The sequence below is a fragment of the Prosthecodimorpha hirschii genome (assembly GCF_001305515.1).
In the GTDB taxonomy this organism is placed as follows: Bacteria; Pseudomonadota; Alphaproteobacteria; order Rhizobiales; family Ancalomicrobiaceae; genus Prosthecodimorpha; species Prosthecodimorpha hirschii.
Map to the genome: position 1 here is coordinate 3,771,072 of NZ_LJYW01000001.1, position 20,704 is coordinate 3,791,775.

Consider the following 20,704-nt stretch of genomic DNA (forward strand, 5'->3'; position numbering starts at 1 on the left):
ATCTCCTCCCGGCTCAGCGCAGGGCCGCGACGCGGAAGACTTCGTCCACCGATGTGGTCCCGTCGAGGCAGCGCGCACGCCCGTCCTCGATCATCGTGGTCATCCCGGCCGCCCGCGCCGCCGTCTCGATCGCCTGATCGTCGGCGCCGCCGAGAATCAGGCGGCGGATCGGTTCGTTGACCTCGAGCACCTCGAAGATGGCGCGCCGGCCGCGATAGCCGGTGCCGCCGCAGCGTTCGCAGCCGACCGGCTCGTGGACGACCGTTCCGGGGTCCAGGCCGATCGCGGTGAAGCGCGGGTTGAGGTCGAAATCGGCCGCCTCCAGCCGCCGGGGCCGGCGGCAATCCGGGCAGAGCAGGCGGACCAGCCGCTGGCCGACCACCGCGCGCAGCGAGGAGGCGATCAGGAACGGCTCCACGCCCATGTCGATCAGCCGCGTGATGGCGGCCGCCGCCGTGTTGGTGTGCAGCGTGGTCATCACCATGTGGCCGGTCAGCGAGGCCTGGATGGCGATCTTGGCGGTCTCGGTGTCGCGCACCTCGCCGACCATGATCACGTCCGGGTCCTGACGCAGGAAGGCGCGCAGCGCCGACGCGAAGGTCAGGCCGACGGCGGTGCGCACCTGCGACTGACTGACGCCGGGGATCTCGTATTCGACCGGGTCCTCGACGGTCAGGATCTTGCGGGTCTGGTCGTTGAGGATCGAGAGCGCCGCGGCGAGCGTCGTCGTCTTGCCGCTGCCGGTCGGGCCGGTCACCACGACGAGCCCGTAGGGCATCTCGATCTGCCGGCGCAATGCCGTCTCGTCCCGGGACCGGAGCCCGAGCTGGGAGAAGTCGACCAGCTTTCCGGAGCGGTCGAGCAGGCGCAGGATGACCGCCTCGCCGGTGGTGGTCGGCATCACGGCCACGCGGATGTCGTAGTCGCGGCCGCGGATCTTGGCGCGGGTGCGCCCGTCCTGGGGCAGGCGGTGCTCGGCGATGTTGAGACTGGCCAGGATCTTGATGCGCGAGACGATGGCGCGGTGCGGCACGCGCGGTGCGACGATCGCCCGCATGACGCCGTCGACGCGCACGCGCACCTGATAGTCGCGCCGGGTCGGCTCGATGTGGATGTCGGTCGCCCGGAGCGAGACGGCGCGGTCGAAAATCTCCTCCACGGCCCGGACCACCGGGGCGCCGCTGGCGAGATCGCGCAGTTCGTCGACATTCTCGGCGCCGGTCAGGGGACCGGGTTCGTCCTCGCCGGCGACCGTCGCCTCCTGCGCCTCGCCGGCCCGCTCCAGCGCGATCTCGATCTCGTCGAGGCCGGCGATCTCGATCGCGACCGCGCCGCCGAGCGTCATGGTGACGGCGGCGACCACGTCGCGCTGGGTCGGGTCGATGACCGCAAGACGCTGGGCGCCGGACCGCAGGCGATAGGGATAGAGGCCCGATTCGGTCAGGAAGACGCGCGAGAAGGGGCCGAGCAACGCTTCGCCGCCCAGCATGGTGTCGAGATCCGACCGCGGCAGGCCGTGCAGCTCTGCGACCAGGTCGGCGAAGCGGCCGGGCGCGATGCCGGCCGCCTCCATCAGCCTCCTGTAAGGCAGACTGGTGATCTCTGTCGAAGGACCGGCAAGGCCGATCAGCTGATCGTTGCGGATCAGGCCCTTCTCGACGAGTTGGGAAACCAGAGAGGTCATTGGTCCCGCGTCCGAACGGTGCGACCCGAGCGACCCGGCAGCGGTGCGCGATCGGTCGGTAGGCTGATACGAAGAGGTTAACAAGGACGCAATGTCCACAGGCTATTCGACGGTACCATGTTGGGCGGACGCTCCTGTCGGGGCGCTGACGCCGGAGCTCCGCCCCGCTCGGAGTTCTGCCGTTTTCGCGCGGTATCCGGCTGAGCGCGCCGATGTCCGGCCGATCTGCTAGGCCGTCGGGCGATCGCCGGCCGGCCCGTTGATTCGGATCGGGGAAGCGGCGGAGTTCTCCGCGGGCACGGCATCGTGCTAGTGAATATCAGGTCGGCGGGTGATCCCGCGGTTAGTCTGGCGGCTCGATTGATGGAAGAGGTTCGGTCCCTGCGTGAAACAAGGCCCCGTTCTGGGCGCGGTTTCGCGCGATCGAGGTCTTTCGGCGGGCTTCTGGCCGTCGCGGGCCTGGCGCTGACGGCTTTGCTCGGGGCCTGCGCGAACGATTCGGGCAGTCTTCAGGACGCCTTCACGGGTTTCGGCAGCACGGATCTGACCGCCCGGAAGAACGATGTCGGCGGCAAGTACGGCACCCGGTCGGGAAACCAGGATACCCGCGGCCGGGTCTATGGCGGCGAGGGGCGGCCGGAACGGACCGGAAGCGTGGACGGTTCGGGCGGCGTGCCGGAAGGGTCGATCACGCAGGAGGGCGACGGCTTCCTGCTCAACTTCGAGAATGTCGAGGTCGCGGCGCTGGCCAAGTCGATCCTCGGCGACATTCTCGGCGAGAACTACACCGTCGACAGCCGCGCCACCGGCACGGTCAGCCTGAACTCGGCGCGCGCCGTGCCGCGCGGCCGCCTGGTCAGCGTCATGGAGACCGCGCTCAAGGCGGTCAATATCGCGGTGGCGCGCGAAGGCGCTGTCTACCGGATCACGCCCTCGTCGGAGGCCATCGGATCGGGTCGCTTCGACTATGCGGCCGCGGGCGAAGGCTACGGCACCTCGGTCATTCCGGCCAAATTCGTGTCGGCCCAGACGCTGGCGCGGGTGCTGGAGAGCTTCGCCTCCAAGCCGGGCGCGCTGAAGGTCGATGCGGCCACCAACCTGGTGCTGATCCAGGGGACGGCGGCCGAGCGGCGCGCCGCTCTCGACGCCGCCACCCTGGTCGACACCGACTGGATGCGCGACCAGTCGGTCGGCATCTTCCCGCTGGCCAATTCGTCGCCCGAAACCGTGATCGGCGAATTGAACCGCATCCTGGATGCCGGCGAGGGCGGCGTCGGGCAGGGACAGGTCCAGCTGCAGCCGATGAGCCGGCTGAACGCCATCCTGGTCGTCTCGAAGCGGCGCGACGCGGTCGATATCGTGCAGCGCTGGGTCAAGCGGCTCGACCGGGTCGATCAGGCGGCGGCCGGCGTGAAGGTCTACCGGCTGAAATACGGCCAGGCCAAGAATGTTGCGGCTCTGCTCAACGACGCCTTCTCGGGCCGCGGGTCCGGGCAGGGCGGTTCCGGCGCCGACAAGGACAGTCTCGAGCCGGTCGGCGGCGGTCGCGGCGGCACGCTGACGCAGTCGTCCGGCAGCGCCGGCAGCGCCGGCAGCGGCGGGGCGTCCGGCGGCAACGCGGTCGGCGGCAGCCGGGTCGGCTCGGCCTTCGCGGCCTTCCCGAATTCGTCCGGCAACGCGTCATCCGGCGGGGCTGCGACCGGCATGGGCACGGCCGGCGGCGGCAGCGAGCTCGGTGCCGGCAACGGGGCGGCGGGCGGCGGCGGCGGTGGCGGCAGCCACGGGTCCGGCGGTCCCGGTTCGACCGTCCGCGTCACGGCCGACATCCCCAACAACACGCTGCTGATCTATGCCTCCGCGGCGGACTACAAGCTGGTCGAGCGCACCATCCGCGAGCTCGATCGCCCGCCCGTGCAGGTCGCCATCGAGGCGACCATCGCCGAGGTCAAGCTGACCGACCAGCTCAATTACGGCGTCCAATTCTACCTGAAGAGTTCCGATCTCGGCGCCGGCGGCAATCGCGGCTCCGTGGGCGTGGCCGATACGGCCAAGCTGGCGCGCACGCTGCCCGGCTTCAACCTCCTGCTCGGTCCGAAATCCGAGCCGCGCATGGTGCTCGATGCGCTGCAGACGCTGACCAACGTCAAGATCCTGTCCTCGCCGTCCCTGGTCGTGCTCGACAACCAGCCGGCGGTGCTGCAGGTCGGCGACCAGGTGCCGATCACCACCCGGACCGCCAATTCGGTCGACAATCCCGCCGCGCCGATCGTCAACAATGTCGAGTTCCGCGATACCGGCATCATCCTCCGGGTCATGCCGCGCGTGAACGCCAACGGTGTGGTGACGCTCGACGTGGAGCAGGAGATCTCCAACGTCGTCAACAAGGATAGCCAGTCGCTGACGCCGACCATCGCGCAGCGCCGGGTGCGCAGCCAGATCGCGGTGTCGAGCGGCCAGACGGTACTGCTCGCCGGCCTGATCACCGAGCGGCGCGAAAGCAACCGCGAAGGCCTGCCGGGCCTGGTGTCGGTGAAGTTCCTGAACGAGATCCTGGCGTCCAACACCAAGACGGCGGAGCGGACCGAGCTGATCATCTTCATCAAGCCGCAGATCATCCGCGATCAGGCCGACGCGCAATCGGTCGCCGAGGAGTTCCGCGACCGGTTCTCGGCCATGCGCCAACCGCTGCGCTGAGCGCGGCGGCCGAACCTACGGGAGGCGGCAGGATGGCGTTGCCCGATGGGACCGCCCTGGAGGTCGGCGCGGCAGAGCCGCCGCTGCGCCTGCGGACCGTCGACGCCGTGGTGTCGGCGCTGGGGCTCATCGCCCTGGCGGCGCTGCTGCCGCCCATGGCGGCGCTGTTCGCGGGCGCGTTCTGGCTTCTGGTCGTCGTCGTGGTGCGGTCCGATCTCGACCGCTATCTGATCCCCGATGCCGCAAGCCTCGGCATCGCGGCGCTCGGGCTCGCCCAGGCCTGGTGGGCCGGCGGGGCCGGGGTTGGGGCCGGGGTTGGGGCCGGGGTTGGGGCCGGAGGCTGGGAAGCCGTGGCGTGGGCGCTGGCCCAGGGCCTCGGCGCCGGGGCGGCGGTCTATGCGGTGCGCACCGGCTATCGGTGGCTGCGCGGCCAGGAAGGCATCGGCTTCGGCGACGTGAAGCTCGCCGCAGCGCTCGGCCTGTGGCTCGATCCTTTTGCCCAGGCGCTGGCGCTGCAGTTGGCCGCCATGGCGGCGCTTGGCGTCGTGCTGGCCGCCCGGGCCCTCGAGCGCCGGGCGCAGGGGCCGGCCAAGGACGGGGCCCGGGTCGAGGATGGGGCCCGGGTCGAGGATGGGGCTGGAGTCGAGGACGGGCCCGAATCCCCGCATGGCATGACCATGGTCCCCTTCGGCGCCTTCCTGGCGCCGGCCGGTTTTGCCGTCCATGTCTGGGCCCAGGCGGTTCCGGACGGCTGGGGGACCTGGCCGTGAAGGGCAGGCTTCAGGCCGGACGGTTGGCCGCGGCGATCGGCGCGGCGCCGGCGCGTCGCGGCGCGGTGCTGCTGATGGTGCTGATCTTCGGCGCCGCCGCCTCCAGCCTTGCCGTCACCGCGATGCGTTCGTCCTCGGCCGGTGTTCGGGCCGCGACGGTCTATCTCGACGAGGTCCGGGCCGAGGAACTCGGCCGGGCGGCGGTCGACCTGATCGCCGCGCGCCTCGCGTCCGGAGAGCCCGGCGTGCGCCGGGCCGGCGCCTTCGCGGTTCCTTTCGCGGATGCGGTCGTCGAGGTGTCCTATATCGGCGAGACCGCCCGGATCGACCTCAATGCCGCCCCGCCGGAACTGCTCGCCGCCCTGTTCCAGGCCGCCGGCGCCAGTCCGACCGAGGCGCGCCTCTATGCCGACCGCATTATCGATTGGCGCGATCCGGACGATGCCAAGCGCCCGTCCGGGGCCGAGGCGGAGGACTATGCCCGCGCCGGGCTGCCGCCGCCGGGCAACCGCAACTTCGTGCATCTCGCCGAACTGGACCAGGTGCTCGGCCTGCCGGCCGCCATGCGCGAGGCGGTCGTGGGCGCCGTGACGGTCGCCTCGGGCAAGGCCGGCGTCGATCCGACGATCGCCGGGCGCCTGGTCGTCCGGGCGCTGTCGGGCGGCGAGGAGCGCCGCGCCGACACCTTCATCGGCCGCCGCGGCGCCGGATTCGAGAGGCGCGAGGACATCGTCGCCGCCTTTCCGACATCGAGCCGCGCTTTCATCGACCTCGATCCGGGCCGCGCCGTGCGCGCGACGATCCGGGTCGTGGTGCGGGGGCGCTTCGAGCGGCGCTTCGAGGCGGTGGTCGGGTCGGAGGGGGGCGGAATAGACGTGCAGGTGGTTTCCTGGCAATCCTATCCGGGACCGTGATCATGCGCGTTGGAACGGCCCCGGGAAGGCTTCGTCAAGACATTCGGGCGATGCTCCGCAGGGAGCGGCTGTCGTCGTACGGTCGGGAACAGGCATGCTGAAATCGATCGACCGTTTCGCCCGTTGGTGGGTCGACGGCCTGGCCGACCTGATGGTCGCCGCCGGTCGCGGCCGCTCGGCCGGGCGGGCGATCGCGGTGCGGGCGGAGGCCGGCGCCTCCGGCGTCTGGACGGTCGAGGACGGCACCCGCCGCGGCCGCATCACGGTCGGCGCCGACGGCCTGACCTTCGAGCCGGCCGATCTGCCGACCCGGCTGGAAGGCGCCGCGGTCGCGGTCGACATTCCCGAGGCGTGGCTGTTCCGGCGGGCGCTGGAGCCGGTGGCCGCGCAGAGCGCGCCCTATCTCGACGCCTTCGTGCGCCACCATGTCGAGCGGGTGACACCCTGGCGGGTGGGCGACACCTATTACGGCGTGGAGACCGAGCCGCTCGCCGAGGATCCGAGCCGCCTGTCGGTGCGGCTCGGCGTGGTGCCGCGCTCCCTGGTCGCCGGTCTCGTCGAGGGACTGCGCCGGCTGAAGCCGCGCCGGCTCGATCTGAGCGCGGCGGGGGACGCCGGCCGTTTCGTCCTCACGGTGGCGGCGGATGCGGATGGCGGCCGGGTCGTGCCGCGCCGTATCGCCGGGACCGCGCTGGCCGTCCTGGTGATCGCGGCCGTCGCCGGCGTGGTGGCGGCGTCCTGGACGCAGGAGCTGACCGAAGGGACCGCCGCGGATCTCGATCGGGCGATCGCCGAGCGGCGCGATTTCCTGCGCACGGCGATGGAGCGGACCCGTCCGAAGAGCGACCCGGCCGAGGGCCTGCGCGCCCAGCGCTCGGCGACGCCGCCCATGGTGCTGCTGGTCGACCAGCTCGCCGCGGCGCTGCCGGACCAGGCGCATCTGACCGATCTGCGGATCGAGAAGGGCCTGATCCGGATGTCCGGCGTCGCCGAGGATGTCTCGGCCCTGATCCCCGCCCTGGAGGCCTCGCCGAGCTTCCGCTCGGTCGCCTTCTATGCGCCGTCGACCCGGCTGCCCTCCGGCAGCGGCGACCGCTTCTATATCGAAATGCGCATCGAGCCGGTCCGTTCGGCGGAGGCGATCCAATGACGGCGGCGTCCGCGACCGGTGCGACGGGATCGCGTCAGCGGCTGCTGGCCGGCGGCCTGTTCGTCGCCCTGGTGGTGGTGACGGCGGGCGCGCTGCTCTGGGCCTGGCAGGTCTACGAGGTGCAGCAGGCCGAGATCTCCGCCAAGGCCGAACTGCTCGACAGCCTGAAGCGCCATACGCCGCAACGGCTCGGCCAGGCCCGGCCGGGCGACATCGACCGGCGCGATCCCTATCTGGCGGGCGAAAGCGAGACCATCGCGGCCGCCAACATGCAGCGGCGCATCCGCGGCCTGGTCGAGACCGCGGGCGGGCAGGTCTTCTCGTCGCAGCTGCTGATGAAATCGGAGGGCGATACGGCGGACCGGCGCATCGAGCTGCAACTCGTGTTCGAAGGCCGGATGGAGGCCGTCCAGGCGGCCCTGTTCGAGATCGAGACCGGCGCGCCGTTCGGCTTCGTCGACGAACTGGCCATGGCGCCGGCGCGCAGCGAACAGGTCGGCGATCCGGCGGAGGCCGGCCGCGTTCTGCGCACCACGCTGACCGTCAGCGCCTACTGGCGGAAGCCGTCATGAGCCGGGGCCGCCATCCGCTGCCGGTGCTGCCGGTCATGGCCCTGCTGGCCGCGATGGTCCCGACCGCGCCGGGCTGGGCGGTCTCGATCGAGACGCTGACCCTCGACGGGCTGTCGGCGACGCGCGACCGGCCGCTCTTCGTGCCCAGCCGGCGGCCGCCGCCGCCGCCGCCCCCGGCGGTCGTTGCGCCGCCGCCGGTCGCCGTGCTGCCGGCCGATCCCGGCCCGCCCGCGCCGGAGCCGGTGGCGCCGCCGACCGCCGTGCTGACCGGCGTGATCGTCGGCGGCGAGACCCGCATCGCCGTGTTCCGCGGCGACGACGGCAAGCCGCTGACCGTGCGCCAGGGCGAGGAGATCCAGGGCTGGACGGTCGCCGAGGTCCAGGCGCGCTCGATCACGCTCGAGCAGAATGGCGAGACCTTGGAACTGGCCCTGAAGACGCCGGGCGAGGCGCAGTAGACTCTGGGCGAGGCGCAGTGGACTTTGGGCGAGGCGCCGTAGCGCGGGGCCGCGCCGGATCCGGATCCGGATCAGGCGATCGGCGGGGCGACCAGGCGCCGGTAGAGGTGCCAGGTCGTGTGCCCGAGCACCGGCAGGGTCAGGAGCAGGCCGAGAAAGCCCGGCAGGATCGAAAGCGCCAGCAGCGCGACCACCACGGCCGCCCAGGTCAGCATCGGCACCGGATTGGTGGTGACGGTGCGGACGCTCGTGATCATCGCGGTGATGAAGTCGAGGTCCCGGTCGAGCAGGAGCGGAAAGGCCACCACGGTCAGCGAGAAGAGCACCACGGAGAGCACCGCGCCGACCACATGGCCGACCGCCAGGAACATCAGCCCCTCCGGCGTGGTCAGCACCACGTCGAGGAATTCCTGCAGCGATGCGAAGGACTTGAAGCCCAGGAACAAGGCCAGCAGCATGCGCACCTGATACATCCAGACCAGGAATACGAACAGCGTGACGAAGGCCATCCAGCCGAGTTCGCGCCGGTGCTGGTCGTAGACGACGCCGAGCACGGATGCGAACGAGAGCGGCGTTCCCGCCTCGCGCCGCCGGCTGACCTCGTAGAGACCGACGGCCACGAAGGGGCCGATCAGGGCGAAGCCGGCCGCGACCGGATAGGGCAGCCAGCCGATGCCGAAGGCAAAGGCCGCGGTGACGATGCCGATCCCGCCGAGGGCGTAGATCGCCCCGAAGAACAGTCCGTAGAGCGGCGCCGCCTGGAAGTCGCGCAGGCCGAGCGCGAGGGCCTCGAAAATATCGGACAATGCGATCGTGCGCACGATCGGGTCGCGCCGGATCGGTCCGGCCTCGCTTTCGCCGGGTACATCGGACATGGCGGGCCCCTCCCGTGACGCTGCCTCGGGCCGAAGTGTCGGCGCTTCCGCACCGCCCGGCAAGTCCGGGTCGATCGGGACGGCAAGACTACGCAAGGTCCGCCGGTCGGCGGCCGGAGCGCGCACAAAAAGGAACCGGGGCTTTCGCCCCAGCGTGCACGAAAAGGAACCGGGGCTTTCGCCCCTGGCGCGCGCAAAAAAGAACCGGGGCTTTCGCCCCGGTCGAGTTTGCCTCCGCTGGGAGGGATGGTCGGGGATCCGGCACCGGCCTGGGAGGGGGTGCGGTACCGGGGTCCCGTCAGGTCTCGGGCATCATTCGGCGGCGAGGCGGCCGGTGTCGCCGAGCGCGCCGGAGGCCTTGATCTCGTCGATCGCCTTGGGGTCGAACTTCAGCACCTGCGTCAGGACCTCCTCGGTGTGCTCGCCGAGCAGCGGCGAGCGCACGACCTCGGTCGGGCTGTCCGACAGCTTGATCGGGTTGCCGACCGACAGATACTTGCCGCGCACCGGATGATCGACCTCGACGATGGTGCCGGTGGCGCGCAGCGACTCGTCCTCGGCCAGTTCCTTCATCGACAGGATCGGGCCGCAGGGGATGTCGTACTGGTTCAGGATCTCCATGGCCTCGAACTTGGTCTTGGACATGGTCCAATGCTCGATGCGCTCGAAGATCTGGTTGAGCCGCGGCAGGCGGGCCTTCGGCTTGGCGAAGAGCGGGTCGGTCTTCCAGCCGGGTTCGCCGATTACGTCGCAGATCGCCTCCCAGACCGGGGCCTGGGTGATGAAGTAGATGTAGGCGTTCGGGTCGGTCTCCCAGCCCTTGCACTTGAGGATGCGGCCCGGCTGGCCGCCGCCGGAGTCGTTGCCGGCGCGCGGCACCGCATCGCCGAACGGGATGCCCTCGCCGAACTGGCTGTATTCCTCGAGCGGGCCGTGGTCGAGGCGCTGCTGGTCGCGCAGCTTGACGCGGCACAGGTTGAGCACGCCGTCCTGCATCGCGCAGGTGACCTTCTGGCCGCGGCCGGTATGGGTGCGCTGGTAGAGCGCCGTCACGATGCCGAGGGCGAGATGCAGGCCGGTGCCGCTGTCGCCGATCTGGGCGCCGGTGACCAGCGGCAGGCCGTCGCGGAAGCCGGTCGTCGAGGCCGAGCCGCCGGTGCACTGGGCGACATTCTCGTAGACCTTGCAATCCTCGTAGGGACCCGGGCCGAAGCCCTTGATCGAGGCCACGATCATGCGCGGGTTGAGCTCCTGGATGCGCTCCCAGGTGAAGCCCATGCGGTCGAGCACGCCGGGGGCGAAGTTCTCGACCATCACGTCGCAGGTCTTGACCATCTCCTCCAGGACGCGCTTGCCCTGCGGGTTCTTGGTGTCGAGCGTGATCGAGCGCTTGTTGTGGTTCAGCATCGTGAAATAGAGGCTGTCCGCACCGGGCACGTCGATCAGCTGGCCGCGGGTGATGTCGCCGGAGCCGGGCCGTTCGACCTTGATCACATCGGCGCCGAACCAGGCCAGCAGCTGCGTGCAGGTCGGACCCGACTGCACGTGGGTGAAATCCAGAATCTTGACGCCTTCCAGGGCTTTGACCATGGGAACCTCCCGGTTCGAGTCGGTGTCGGTAGGGTCGAGGCTCTTCGGCCTCGTTGCGGCCGCCTCATCTGACATAAGGTATACCACCCATGTCGGGACGGCCAGGGACGAAGACGGGCGCCCGATTGTCTCAGGCGGCCGGGGCGGCCGGGGCGGCCGGGGCGGGGCTGGCGGGCGCGGCCGAACCCGTGCCGACGGACGCGCCGGCGCCGGAACCGGGACGTCGGCCGGGTCGCGCCGTTGCGGGCGACCCGGCCGTTGCCTCACTTGTACATGGTCTGGTTCTTGGTGCCCGGCGCGTATTCGTTCGGGTCGACCCAGATGTTGACCACGGCCGAGCGGCCGGTGCGGGCGATCGCCTCACGGGCGCGGCGCAGCGCCGGCTGGATCTCGGAGGCCTCGCGGACCTCCTCGCCATGGTTGCCGAGCATGTGGGCGAACTTGGAGAATTCCACGTCGCCGAGCTTGTTGCCGACATTGCCGCGCTGCTCGCCATACTTGGCGATCTGGCCGTAGCGGATCTGGTTCATGGCCGAGTTGTTGCCGATCACCGCCAGGTAGGGCGCGTGGAACCGGTCGCAGCTCTCCATGTCGAAGGCGGTCATCGAGAAGGCGCCGTCGCCGTAGTAGCAGAGCACTTCCTTGTTCGGATTGGCCAGCTTGGCGGCCAGCGCGAAGCCGGTGCCGACGCCGAGCGAGCCGAGCGCGCCCGGATCCATCCACTGGCCGGGGCCGCGCGGACGCACCGCCTGGGCCGAGATGGTGACCACGTCGCCGCCGTCGCCGATATAGATGGTGTCCTCGCCGAGGAACTCGTTCAGTTCGTAGGCGACCCGGTAGGGATGGATCGGATTCTGGTCCGACTTCAGGAGCGGCAGCACCTTCTGGTAGGCGACCTCTTCCTGCTCGGCGAGCATCTTCATCCACTGCTGCCGGGCCTGGCGCTTGTCGTTCTTGATCCGGCCCGAGCAGGCCTCCAGAACCGCCTTGCAGACCGCGCCGGGATCGCCGGCGATGCCGAGGTCGATGTCGCGGTTCTTGCCGACCATGTTGTAGCCCTGGTCGATCTGCACCAGCGTCGGCACGTTGATGCGCTTGCCGTAGCCCATGCGGAAGTCGAACGGGGTGCCGATGATGACGACCACGTCGGCCTTGGAGAAGGCCAGCGTCCGGGTGCGGTCGAAGTGGTGGGGGTCGCCGGGCGGCAGCAGGCCGCGCGAGGCGCCGTTGAAGTAGCCCGGGATGTCGAGGCCGCGGATCAGCGCGATGGCCTCGTCCTGGCCGCGGGCCGCCCAGACCTGCTGGCCGAACAGGATCGCCGGACGTTCGGCATTGACCAGGATGTCGGCCAGCTTCTCGATGTCGGCCGGATCGCCGATCGAGCGGACCGAGGCGCGGTAGTGGCCGGGCTTCGGCAGGACGGCGCGCTCGTTCGGGATTTCCCGGTCGAGCACGTCGCGGGGGATTTCCAGATAGGACGGTCCGTAGGCGCCGGCGAAGCACTCGCGCGCGGCCATCGAGACCATGTCGGCGATGCGCTCGGTCGACATGACCGTCGAGGCGAACTTGGTGATCGGCTTCATCATGTCGACATGGGGCAGGTCCTGCAGGCCCTGCATCTTCCACTGCGACAGGGCCGACTGGCCGCCGATATGCAGCACCGGGCTCTCGGACCGGAACGCGGTGGCGACGCCGGTGACCGCATTGGTGCAGCCCGGGCCGGCGGTGGTGACGACGCAGCCGAGCTTGCCGGTCTGGCGGGCGTAGCCGTCGGCCGCATGGGCGGCGACCTGCTCGTGGCGCACGTCGACGATGCGGATGCCCTCGTCGAGACAGCCGTCATAGATGTCGATGATGTGGCCGCCGCACAGCGTGAAGATCGTGTCGACGCCCTCGGCCTTGAGCGCCTTGGCGACCAGATGGCCGCCGGAAATGACGCTGCCGTCCTTGGTCTTGGCCTTCAGGGTGTCTTCGGCCGTGGACATGCCGACCGCGGTCGGCATCGTAGCGATGGTGGCCATGAGCGTTCTTCCTCCGATATGTCGTGCCGGCCCGCCTTCTTGTCGGTCGGGTCCCTGGCGGCGCTCAAGTCTGGTCAGGAGCGACTTCCCCCGCATCGTCGGCCGTACCGATCCACGGCGCGGCCTGTCCCCTTCGGGGATGGGCGGCAGGGGCGTCACTTTGCCGCTTTCGACGTTTTGTGGCATGCCAGATGCCAAGTGTCAACGAAGGCTGTGCGAAATGCATTGCAGCAATTGTTGTGCATTGCAAAAATGCATAGTCAGGTCTGCGAAAGCCTGACTGGTTCGGTGGCATCTGGCATGCCAGTAATTACCATGTTCACGACGGCGCCGCCTGAACCGGTGCCGTCCCAACAGAGGCCAAACCCCATGTCGACCATCGCCACCTTGGGCTACCGCCAGCCGTCCGTCGCCGACCGCATCGCCGCCGGCTTCCGCGCCTTCCTGCGGGCGATCGCCGCCGCCGATCAGCGCTCCGGCCGGACGGTTCCGTTCGGTCTTTAGATCCGCCCGTCCTCCCGGCGGTCCGATCCGATTTCCATCCTCCCAAGACCCACTGCCCCGGCCGGTGTGTTCCACCGTCCGGGGCTTTTCTTTGCCCGGTTTACGGTAAAGACCTGTATTATCGGAAGAATCCGGGATCCTGAAGGTCGCCCTCGGGACTTGCGTCGGGGCGTGCCGCACCAAATATCGAAAAATGCATATCAGCCATGCACAAACAGCAATACTCGTCAAAACTGCGCGTCGTGGCGGGGCCTTAGGGCCCCGGCGAACGGGTTCGACCCTCGAATCGTTTGAAATTTTCGATGTCCGGGTTTCGGTCCACGATCGAGACCCCATTGCAACGCTGGCATACATCATACCAAGATGGTCGCGACCGGACGGCGAAAGACCGTCCAGCACCAGAACAAATCGATAAACACGAGGGACGGACATGCCCATATCGGCACAGGGTGAGGCCGCGTCTGCGCGCGTCAGCGACGGATTCCGTTGGACCCAACTCGTCATCGGCGTGGTCTGCATGACCATGATCGCCAACCTTCAATACGGTTGGACCTTTTTCGTACCCGACATCCAGAAGCAGTTCGGCTGGAACCGCGACGCGATCCAGTGGGCCTTCACCCTGTTCGTCCTGTTCGAGACCTGGCTCGTGCCGGTCGAGGGCTGGTTCGTCGACAAATACGGCCCGCGCGTCGTGGTCGTCTTCGGTGGCGTGCTGTGCGCCGCCGGCTGGGTGATCAATTCCTACGCGACCACGCTGACCATGTTCTATGTCGGCCAGGTCGTCGCCGGCATCGGCGCGGGCGGCGTCTACGGCACCTGCGTCGGCAACGCCCTGAAATGGTTCCCGGACAAGCGCGGCCTCGCCGCCGGCATCACGGCCGCCGGTTTCGGCGCCGGCTCCGCACTGACCGTCGCCCCGATCCAGGCGATGATCGCCGACAAGGGCTTCCAGGCCGCGTTCTTCTCCTTCGGCATCGGCCAGGGCGTCATCGTCGTGATCATGGCGATGTTCCTGCTCTCGCCCAAGACCGGCCAGGTCCCGCCGCCGGTGGTCAATGCCGCCGTCGTGCAGACCCGCCGCAACTATTCGCCGGCCGAGGTGCTGCGCCAGCCGATCTTCTGGCTGATGTATTTCATGTTCGTCATCGTCGGCGCCGGCGGCCTGATGGTCACCGCCAACCTGAAGCCGATCGCCGCCGACCTGCATATCGACAAGACCCCCGTCACCCTGATGGGCGTCACCATGGCGGCCGTGACCTTCGCGGCCACCCTCGACCGCATCCTGAACGGCCTGACCCGTCCCTTCTTCGGCTGGGTCTCGGACAAGATCGGGCGCGAGAACACCATGTTCATCGCCTTCGGCATGGAAGGCATCGGCATCTATCTGCTCTATCTCTGGGGCCACGATCCGGTCTGGTTCGTGCTCCTGTCGGGCTTCGTGTTCTTCGCCTGGGGCGAGATCTACTCGCTGTTCCCGTCGACCTGCACGGATACCTTCGGGTCGAAATTCGCCGCCACCAATGCCGGCCTGCTCTACACCGCCAAGGGCACGGCCGCGCTTCTGGTGCCTTTCGCCAACGCGATGCAGCAGAGCCATGGCACCTGGGATGCGGTCTTCCTGATCGCCGCGGGCGCCAACATCCTCGCCTCGCTGCTCGCCATCGCCGTGCTGAAGCCCTGGCGGGCGGGCGTCATCCGGAAAGGCCAGGCCGAGATGGGCCCGGTCGGCGCCGCCGCCTGATCGCCTCCACGGTGTGAAAATCCCGAAAGCCCGTCGTCCCCGGACGGCGGGCTTTTCTGTCCCGGCGCCGTCGGCCCGACGCCAGCGCCCGCCACCCAGCGCACCGCCGCCCCTGTCCACCGCCCGGACATGGCGCGGCCGACCTGCGCGCCCCCCGAAGCCATGAGAAATCCTGATGGCCGTCGGCCGCGGTCCGAGATCGCGGTCGCGACCGCGTGCGTCTTCGCCGGCGAGGCGATCGCCTCGAATTTGCGACGACTTGCCGCGGTGCAGCATCGAAAGTGCGACAAGTCGGCGCTTCCGGGCTTGACTTTCGTCGCATCTGGCATGCCAAATGCCAATCGATCACAAGCAAGAGCCCGAAGCGGGACCGCATCCCGAACTTCGGCGGATCGCTCGACCCATAGCGCCGAGTCATGCCTCGGCCGCCTCGAGGGAGGAACATCATGAACATGCAGCCGAAACTGTCCGACGCGCAGAACGCGACCGTCCGCGCCGTGCTCGACCAGGTGAAGGCCTCCGGCCGCACCGCGCTGACGGCGCCGGAAGGCAAGATCGTCTGCGACGCCTACGGCATCGCGGTGCCGCAGGAAGGCGTCGCCACCTCGGCCGACGAGGCCGTGGCGCTGGCGACCCGGATGGGCCTGCCGGTCGTCCTGAAGATCGTCTCGCCCGACATCCTGCATAAGACCGAGGCCGGCGGCGTGCTGGTCGGCGTCAAGTCGGCCGACGAGGTCCGCGCCGGCTACGACAAGATTCTCGCCAACGCCAAGGCCTACAAGGCCGACGCCCGCATCGACGGCGTCCAGGTCCAGCAGATGCTGACCGGCGGCACCGAGGTGATCATCGGCTCGATCACCGACGGCTCCTTCGGCAAGCTGGTCGCCTTCGGCCTCGGCGGCGTGCTGGTCGAGGTCCTCAAGGACATCACCTTCCGCCTGGCGCCGGCCACCAAGGCCGATGCCCTGTCCATGCTCGACGGCATCCAGGCGGCCGAGATGCTGCACGGCGTGCGCGGCGGCGACCCGGTCGACCGCGAGGCGCTGTCCGACATGATCGTGCGCGTGTCGCAGCTGGTCACCGACTTCCCCGAGATCGTCGAACTCGACCTCAACCCGGTCTTCGCGACCAAGTCCGGCGCCATCGCGGCCGACGTGCGCATCGTGGTCGACTTCGATCCGGCCCCGGCGCGGCATCGTCCGAGCCAGGACGAGATCGTCACCTCGATGAACCGGATCATGAAGCCGGCGGCCGTGGCGGTGATCGGCGCCTCCTCGGAGGACGGCAAGATCGGCAACTCCGTGATGAAGAACCTCATCAACGGCGGCTACAAGGGCCAGATCTACCCGATCCATCCGAAAGCCGACGAGATCCTCGGCTACAAGGCCTACCGGTCGGTCAAGGACGTGCCGGGCGTCATCGATGCCGCCGTCTTCGCCATTCCGGCCAAGTTCGTCGCCGCCGCCCTGATCGAATGCGGCGAGAAGGCCATTCCGGGCGCCGTGCTGATCCCGTCGGGCTTTGCCGAGACCGGCAACGAGGAAGGCCAGCGCGAGATCCAGGAGATCGGGCGCAAGTACAATATCCGCCTGATGGGGCCGAACATCTACGGCTTCTATTATACGCCGGCCAATCTCTGCGCGACCTTCTGCACCGCCTATGACGTGAAGGGCTCCGCCGCCCTGTCGTCCCAGTCGGGCGGCATCGGCATGGCGATCATCGGCTTCTCGCGCTCGGCCAAGATGGGCGTCTCGGCGATCGTCGGCCTCGGCAACAAGTCGGATCTCGACGAGGACGATCTGCTGACCTTCTTCGAGCAGGACGACAACACCAAGATCATCGCGCAGCATTGCGAGGATCTGAAGGACGGCCGCTCCTTCGCGGAGGTCGCGCGCCGCGTCTCCAAGAAGAAGCCGGTCGTGGTGCTCAAGGCCGGCCGCACCTCGGCGGGCGCGAAGGCCGCCTCGTCGCATACCGGTGCGCTCGCCGGCAACGACAAGATCTACGAGGACGTCTTCAAGCAGGTCGGCGTCATTCGCGCCCGCTCGCTGCGCCAGCTGCTCGAATTCGCCCGCGGCGTGCCGGTCATGCCGACGCCCAAGGGCGAGAACGTGGTCATCATCACCGGTGCCGGCGGCTCGGGCGTGCTGCTCTCCGACGCCTGCGTCGACAACGGCTTGCAGCTCATGTCGATGCCGGACGACCTGGATGCCGCCTTCCGCAAGTTCATCCCGCCCTTCGGTGCGGCCGGCAACCCGGTCGACATCACCGGCGGCGAGCCGCCGACCACCTACAAGAACACCATCAAGCTCGGCCTGCAGGACGACCGGATCCACGCGATCATCCTGGGCTACTGGCACACGATCATCACCCCGCCGATGGTCTTCGCCAAGCTGGTCGTCGAGGTGAAGGAGGAGATGAAGGCGCTCGGCATCGAGAAGCCGATCGTCGCCTCGCTCGCCGGCGACGTGCAGGTCGAGGAGGCCGCCGAATATCTCTACGCCCACGGCGTGCCGGCCTATGCCTACTCGACCGAACTGCCGGTCGAGGTGCTGGGCGCCAAGTACAAGTGGGCCCGCGGCGCCGGCCTGCTCTGAACGAAAGCGGGGCGCCTCCGTTTCGGGGCGCCCCGTTCCGACCGGCCGCGGTGAGGCGGCGGGGCGGCTCAGTCGCCGCAGCTGCCGCCGTCGCCGCTGCCGCAGTCACCACCCCCGCCGTCGCCGAGATCGCCGCCGCCCCAGCCGTCGCTCCAGACGCCCGAGCCGGTGCCGACACCGTTCCACAGCGCGACGGCCACGGCGACGAGCGCCAGAAAGATCAGGAAGTCGGTCGAGAGCGTCACGGCGAGGTCACTCCACGCCGGCCGAAGCCGCGGGTTGCAGGTTCGGGCATCGGGGCGCTCGAAGAGGCGGGCCGCGGCTGCCACGTCTCGGTCTCGGGCGCCGGCGCGGTCTCGGAACGGAACCAGCCGTAGCGGACGGACGCCCAGCCGAGGCCGAAGAGGATCAGCGCGAGGTCCAGGCCGAGCTGGAGATAGAGGATCCGCAGCCTGGCCGGCAGCGTCGTCACCGCGAGATCGGGTGCGACCAGGCCGGCCTCGCCGCGCGAGCGCCACATCTGCTGCGGCCGGGCGCCCTCGTGCGGCACATACATCTGATAGGTCTCGATCTCTCCGCCGGCGACCGGGCGGTAGGAGACGGTGCAATCCAGCTTCTGCGTCGAGCGCCGGCCGGCCCGGCACGCGGTGTCGACGATGACCAGGTCTTCGGCCGCGACCCAGCCGCCGCGCGCCGTCCAGATGCGCAGCGTGTTCCATTGGACCACGAAGCCGAAGCCCACCACCACCGTGAGCGCCAGAAGGAACTTGTGAAAAGGGGCCATCGAAACCTCGTCGCGGCGCCATCCTGACGCGCGAGGATTTCAGCTTCGATGAAGATCCGACCCCCGGCACGCGCATCGTGCCGGCGTGGTTGACCGAAGGATAATGCCGGTCCGTCGGGTCCGGCAGGGAGGACCGCAACGATGAACATCCACGAATACCAGGCCAAGGCGGTGCTGAAGGACTTCGGCGTGCCGGTGCCGACCGGCTATCCGGTGCTTGCGGCCGGGGAGGCCGGTTCGGCCGCGGCGCAACTGGGCGGCCCGATCTGGGTCGTGAAGGCGCAGATCCATGCCGGCGGCCGCGGCAAGGGCAGCTTCAAGGAAGCCGCCGCGGGCGAGAAGGGCGGCGTCCGGCTGGCCAAATCGGCCGCCGAGGCGGAGGCCTTCGTGCACCAGATGCTCGGCAACACGCTGGTCACCGTGCAGACCGGCCCGGCCGGCAAGCAGGTCAACCGGCTCTATATCGAGGAGGGCTCCGCGATCGAGAAGGAGTTCTACCTTTCCATGCTGGTCGATCGCGCCACCGCGCGCGTCGCCTTCGTGGTCTCGACCGAAGGCGGCATGAATATCGAGGATGTCGCCCACGACACGCCGGAGAAGATCGTGACCTTCTCGGTCGATCCGGCGACCGGCATCCTGCCCCAGCACGGCCGGCGCGTCGCGGATGCGCTGAAACTCTCCGGCGATCTCGCCAAGCAGGCCGAGCGCCTGGTGGCCAGGCTCTATGCGGCCTTTGTCGCCAAGGACATGAGCATGCTGGAGATCAACCCGCTGATCGTCACCAAGGACGGCCAGCTGCGCTGCCTCGATGCCAAGATCGCCTTCGACGGCAATGCGATCTACCGCCATCCCGACATCGCCGCGCTGCGCGACGAGACCGAGGAGGACGCCAAGGAGATCGAGGCCTCCAAATACGATCTCAACTACATCACCCTCGACGGCACCATCGGCTGCATGGTCAACGGCGCCGGCCTCGCCATGGCGACCATGGACATCATCAAGCTCTACGGCGCCGCGCCGGCGAACTTCCTCGACGTGGGCGGCGGCGCGACCAAGGAGAAGGTGACGGCGGCGTTCAAGATCATCACCGCCGATCCGGCCGTGAAGGGCATCCTGGTCAACATCTTCGGCGGCATCATGCGCTGCGACGTGATCGCGGAGGGCGTGATCGCGGCGGTGCGCGATGTCGGCCTTGCCGTGCCGCTGGTGGTGCGCCTCGAAGGCACCAATGTCGATCTCGGCAAGACGATCATCCGCGAGTCCGGCCTCAACGTGATCCCGGCCGACGATCTCGACGACGCCGCGCAGAAGATCGTTGCCGCGGTTGGCGGCACGGCCGCCAGCGGTGCAGCCGCCAGCCAGGGAGCCCACTGATGTCCGTCCTGATCCATTCCGAGACCCGGGTCATCACCCAGGGCTTCACCGGCAAGACCGGCACCTTCCATTCCGAACAGGCGCTCGCCTACGGCACCCGTCTGGTCGGCGGCACCTCGCCCGGCAAGGGCGGCTCGACCCATCTCGGCCTGCCGGTGTTCGACACCGTCGCCGAGGCCAAGGCCCGCACCGGGGCCGATGCCAGCGTCATCTACGTGCCGCCGCCCGGCGCCGCGGACGCCATCTGCGAGGCGATCGACGCCGAGATCCCGCTGATCGTCTGCATCACCGAGGGCATTCCGGTGCTCGACATGGTCAAGGTCAAGCGCGCGCTGACCGGCTCCAAGTCGCGTCTGGTCGGGCCGAACTGCCCGGGCGTGATGACCGCCGGCGAATGCAAGATCGGCATCATGCCGGGCAACATCTTCAAGCGCGGGTCGGTCGGCATCGTGTCGCGCTCCGGCACGCTGACCTACGAGGCGGTGTTCCAGACCACCCGCGAAGGCCTCGGCCAGACGACGGCGGTCGGCATCGGCGGCGATCCGGTCAAGGGCACGGAATTCATCGACGTGCTCGAACTGTTCCTGGCCGATCCGAAGACCGAGTCGATCATCATGATCGGCGAGATCGGCGGCTCGGCCGAGGAGGATGCGGCGCAGTTCCTGAAGGACGAGGCCCGCCGCGGCCGCTGGAAGCCGACGGTCGGCTTCATCGCCGGCCGCACGGCGCCTCCGGGCCGCCGCATGGGTCATGCCGGGGCGATCATCGCCGGCGGCAAGGGCGGTGCGGAGGACAAGATCGCCGCCATGGAAGAGGCCGGCATCCGCGTCTCGCCGTCGCCGGCGCGGCTCGGCCGCACGCTGGTCGAACTGCTGGCCGAAGGAGCCCGCAAGGTGTCGTGACGAACCCGGCCCGGGGCGCCGATTTCGGTCGCGCCCCGGCCGCCATGACTTGAATCGGGGAGTGGCATTCCTTC

General features: G+C 69.2%; 17 protein-coding genes. 11 read left to right on the top strand and 6 right to left on the bottom strand.

Translation table 11 applies throughout. The annotated features are described in order from the left end of the window. Positions 1 to 13: 13 nt before the first annotated feature. On the bottom strand, positions 14 to 1,684 hold the full coding sequence (locus tag ABB55_RS16555; protein ID WP_054359789.1) for a GspE/PulE family protein: 1,671 nt from the start codon (positions 1,682 to 1,684) through the stop codon (positions 14 to 16). Positions 1,685 to 2,158: 474 nt separating this feature from the next. On the opposite strand from ABB55_RS16555, the gene gspD reads away from it, so the two are divergent. The 6 genes from gspD (at position 2,159) to ABB55_RS16585 (ending at position 8,242) form a co-directional block, all read left to right on the top strand. Then, a complete protein-coding gene (gene gspD, locus ABB55_RS16560; RefSeq protein ID WP_054359790.1) occupies positions 2,159 to 4,378 on the top strand; it encodes a type II secretion system secretin GspD in 2,220 nt (739 codons plus the stop codon). 32 nt (positions 4,379 to 4,410) lie between these two features. Continuing rightward, positions 4,411 to 5,148 (top strand): prepilin peptidase, encoded by a 738-nt coding sequence (locus tag ABB55_RS16565; RefSeq protein ID WP_083463685.1) that lies wholly within the window; start codon positions 4,411 to 4,413, stop codon positions 5,146 to 5,148. After that, positions 5,145 to 6,062 (top strand): type II secretion system minor pseudopilin, encoded by a 918-nt coding sequence (locus tag ABB55_RS16570; protein ID WP_152982076.1) that lies wholly within the window; start codon positions 5,145 to 5,147, stop codon positions 6,060 to 6,062. Before ABB55_RS16565 ends, ABB55_RS16570 begins: the two co-directional genes overlap by 4 nt. Before the next feature lie 94 nt (positions 6,063 to 6,156). Then, positions 6,157 to 7,212 (top strand): PilN domain-containing protein, encoded by a 1,056-nt coding sequence (locus ABB55_RS16575; protein WP_054359793.1) that lies wholly within the window; start codon positions 6,157 to 6,159, stop codon positions 7,210 to 7,212. Beyond that, positions 7,209 to 7,784: a type II secretion system protein GspM gene (gspM, locus tag ABB55_RS16580; protein ID WP_054359794.1), complete on the top strand. Its 576-nt coding sequence runs from the start codon at positions 7,209 to 7,211 to the stop codon at positions 7,782 to 7,784. Before ABB55_RS16575 ends, gspM begins: the two co-directional genes overlap by 4 nt. Further along, positions 7,781 to 8,242, top strand: a complete 462-nt coding sequence (locus tag ABB55_RS16585; RefSeq protein WP_054359795.1) for a hypothetical protein — start codon at positions 7,781 to 7,783, stop codon at positions 8,240 to 8,242. Before gspM ends, ABB55_RS16585 begins: the two co-directional genes overlap by 4 nt. A 71-nt stretch (positions 8,243 to 8,313) precedes the next feature. On the opposite strand, the gene ABB55_RS16590 is transcribed toward ABB55_RS16585, so the two are convergent. From ABB55_RS16590 to ABB55_RS16600, 3 genes are all read right to left on the bottom strand, one after another. Then, positions 8,314 to 9,117, bottom strand: coding sequence for a DUF2189 domain-containing protein (locus ABB55_RS16590; protein ID WP_054359796.1), 804 nt, complete (start codon positions 9,115 to 9,117; stop codon positions 8,314 to 8,316). Between the two features lie 312 nt (positions 9,118 to 9,429). Beyond that, positions 9,430 to 10,707 carry a formyl-CoA transferase gene (gene frc / locus ABB55_RS16595; RefSeq protein WP_054359797.1) on the bottom strand — a complete coding sequence of 426 codons (1,278 nt, stop codon included), beginning with the start codon at positions 10,705 to 10,707 and terminating at the stop codon, positions 9,430 to 9,432. 263 nt (positions 10,708 to 10,970) lie between these two features. Beyond that, entirely contained in the window at positions 10,971 to 12,728 is a 1,758-nt protein-coding gene (locus tag ABB55_RS16600) for a thiamine pyrophosphate-binding protein (RefSeq protein WP_083463686.1), read from the bottom strand. A 369-nt stretch (positions 12,729 to 13,097) separates the two neighbouring features. Here ABB55_RS16600 and ABB55_RS31150 point away from each other — a divergent pair, with 369 nt between their 5' ends. From ABB55_RS31150 to ABB55_RS16610, 3 genes are all read left to right on the top strand, one after another. Continuing rightward, positions 13,098 to 13,232: a hypothetical protein gene (locus ABB55_RS31150; RefSeq protein WP_276326406.1), complete on the top strand. Its 135-nt coding sequence runs from the start codon at positions 13,098 to 13,100 to the stop codon at positions 13,230 to 13,232. A 430-nt stretch (positions 13,233 to 13,662) separates the two neighbouring features. After that, the gene (gene oxlT / locus ABB55_RS16605) at positions 13,663 to 14,973 is read left to right on the top strand and encodes an oxalate/formate MFS antiporter (RefSeq protein WP_054359798.1); all 1,311 of its coding nucleotides are present in this window, start codon (positions 13,663 to 13,665) and stop codon (positions 14,971 to 14,973) included. 452 nt (positions 14,974 to 15,425) lie between these two features. Then, positions 15,426 to 17,570 (top strand): acetate--CoA ligase family protein, encoded by a 2,145-nt coding sequence (locus ABB55_RS16610; protein WP_152982270.1) that lies wholly within the window; start codon positions 15,426 to 15,428, stop codon positions 17,568 to 17,570. A 68-nt stretch (positions 17,571 to 17,638) separates the two neighbouring features. Here the strand turns inward: ABB55_RS16610 and ABB55_RS30415 are convergent, their stop codons facing one another. Both ABB55_RS30415 and ABB55_RS16615 read right to left on the bottom strand, forming a co-directional pair. Further along, positions 17,639 to 17,815 carry a hypothetical protein gene (locus tag ABB55_RS30415; protein ID WP_160321255.1) on the bottom strand — a complete coding sequence of 59 codons (177 nt, stop codon included), beginning with the start codon at positions 17,813 to 17,815 and terminating at the stop codon, positions 17,639 to 17,641. Next, positions 17,812 to 18,354, bottom strand: a complete 543-nt coding sequence (locus tag ABB55_RS16615) for a hypothetical protein (protein WP_054359799.1) — start codon at positions 18,352 to 18,354, stop codon at positions 17,812 to 17,814. The genes ABB55_RS30415 and ABB55_RS16615 overlap by 4 nt, the downstream gene beginning before the upstream one ends. Before the next feature lie 141 nt (positions 18,355 to 18,495). Here ABB55_RS16615 and sucC point away from each other — a divergent pair, with 141 nt between their 5' ends. After that, the gene (gene sucC, locus ABB55_RS16620) at positions 18,496 to 19,728 is read left to right on the top strand and encodes an ADP-forming succinate--CoA ligase subunit beta (RefSeq protein WP_054359800.1); all 1,233 of its coding nucleotides are present in this window, start codon (positions 18,496 to 18,498) and stop codon (positions 19,726 to 19,728) included. Beyond that, positions 19,728 to 20,630 carry a succinate--CoA ligase subunit alpha gene (gene sucD, locus ABB55_RS16625; RefSeq protein WP_054359801.1) on the top strand — a complete coding sequence of 301 codons (903 nt, stop codon included), beginning with the start codon at positions 19,728 to 19,730 and terminating at the stop codon, positions 20,628 to 20,630. The genes sucC and sucD overlap by 1 nt, the downstream gene beginning before the upstream one ends. The last annotated feature ends 74 nt before the right edge of the window (positions 20,631 to 20,704 follow it).

Bases quoted from the DNA above. Each gene is read 5' to 3' on its own strand.
- ABB55_RS16555 (WP_054359789.1), bottom strand. From the start codon at position 1,684: ATGACCTCTCTGGTTTCCCAACTCGTCGAGAAGGGCCTGATCCGCAAC.
- ABB55_RS16565 (WP_083463685.1), top strand. From the start codon at position 4,411: ATGGCGTTGCCCGATGGGACCGCCCTGGAGGTCGGCGCGGCAGAGCCG.
- ABB55_RS16575 (WP_054359793.1), top strand. From the start codon at position 6,157: ATGCTGAAATCGATCGACCGTTTCGCCCGTTGGTGGGTCGACGGCCTG.
- gspM (WP_054359794.1), top strand. From the start codon at position 7,209: ATGACGGCGGCGTCCGCGACCGGTGCGACGGGATCGCGTCAGCGGCTG.
- ABB55_RS16585 (WP_054359795.1), top strand. From the start codon at position 7,781: ATGAGCCGGGGCCGCCATCCGCTGCCGGTGCTGCCGGTCATGGCCCTG.
- ABB55_RS16590 (WP_054359796.1), bottom strand. From the start codon at position 9,117: ATGTCCGATGTACCCGGCGAAAGCGAGGCCGGACCGATCCGGCGCGAC.
- frc (WP_054359797.1), bottom strand. From the start codon at position 10,707: ATGGTCAAAGCCCTGGAAGGCGTCAAGATTCTGGATTTCACCCACGTG.
- ABB55_RS16600 (WP_083463686.1), bottom strand. From the start codon at position 12,728: ATGGCCACCATCGCTACGATGCCGACCGCGGTCGGCATGTCCACGGCC.
- ABB55_RS31150 (WP_276326406.1), top strand. From the start codon at position 13,098: ATGTCGACCATCGCCACCTTGGGCTACCGCCAGCCGTCCGTCGCCGAC.
- oxlT (WP_054359798.1), top strand. From the start codon at position 13,663: ATGCCCATATCGGCACAGGGTGAGGCCGCGTCTGCGCGCGTCAGCGAC.
- ABB55_RS16610 (WP_152982270.1), top strand. From the start codon at position 15,426: ATGCAGCCGAAACTGTCCGACGCGCAGAACGCGACCGTCCGCGCCGTG.
- ABB55_RS16615 (WP_054359799.1), bottom strand. From the start codon at position 18,354: ATGGCCCCTTTTCACAAGTTCCTTCTGGCGCTCACGGTGGTGGTGGGC.
- sucC (WP_054359800.1), top strand. From the start codon at position 18,496: ATGAACATCCACGAATACCAGGCCAAGGCGGTGCTGAAGGACTTCGGC.
- sucD (WP_054359801.1), top strand. From the start codon at position 19,728: ATGTCCGTCCTGATCCATTCCGAGACCCGGGTCATCACCCAGGGCTTC.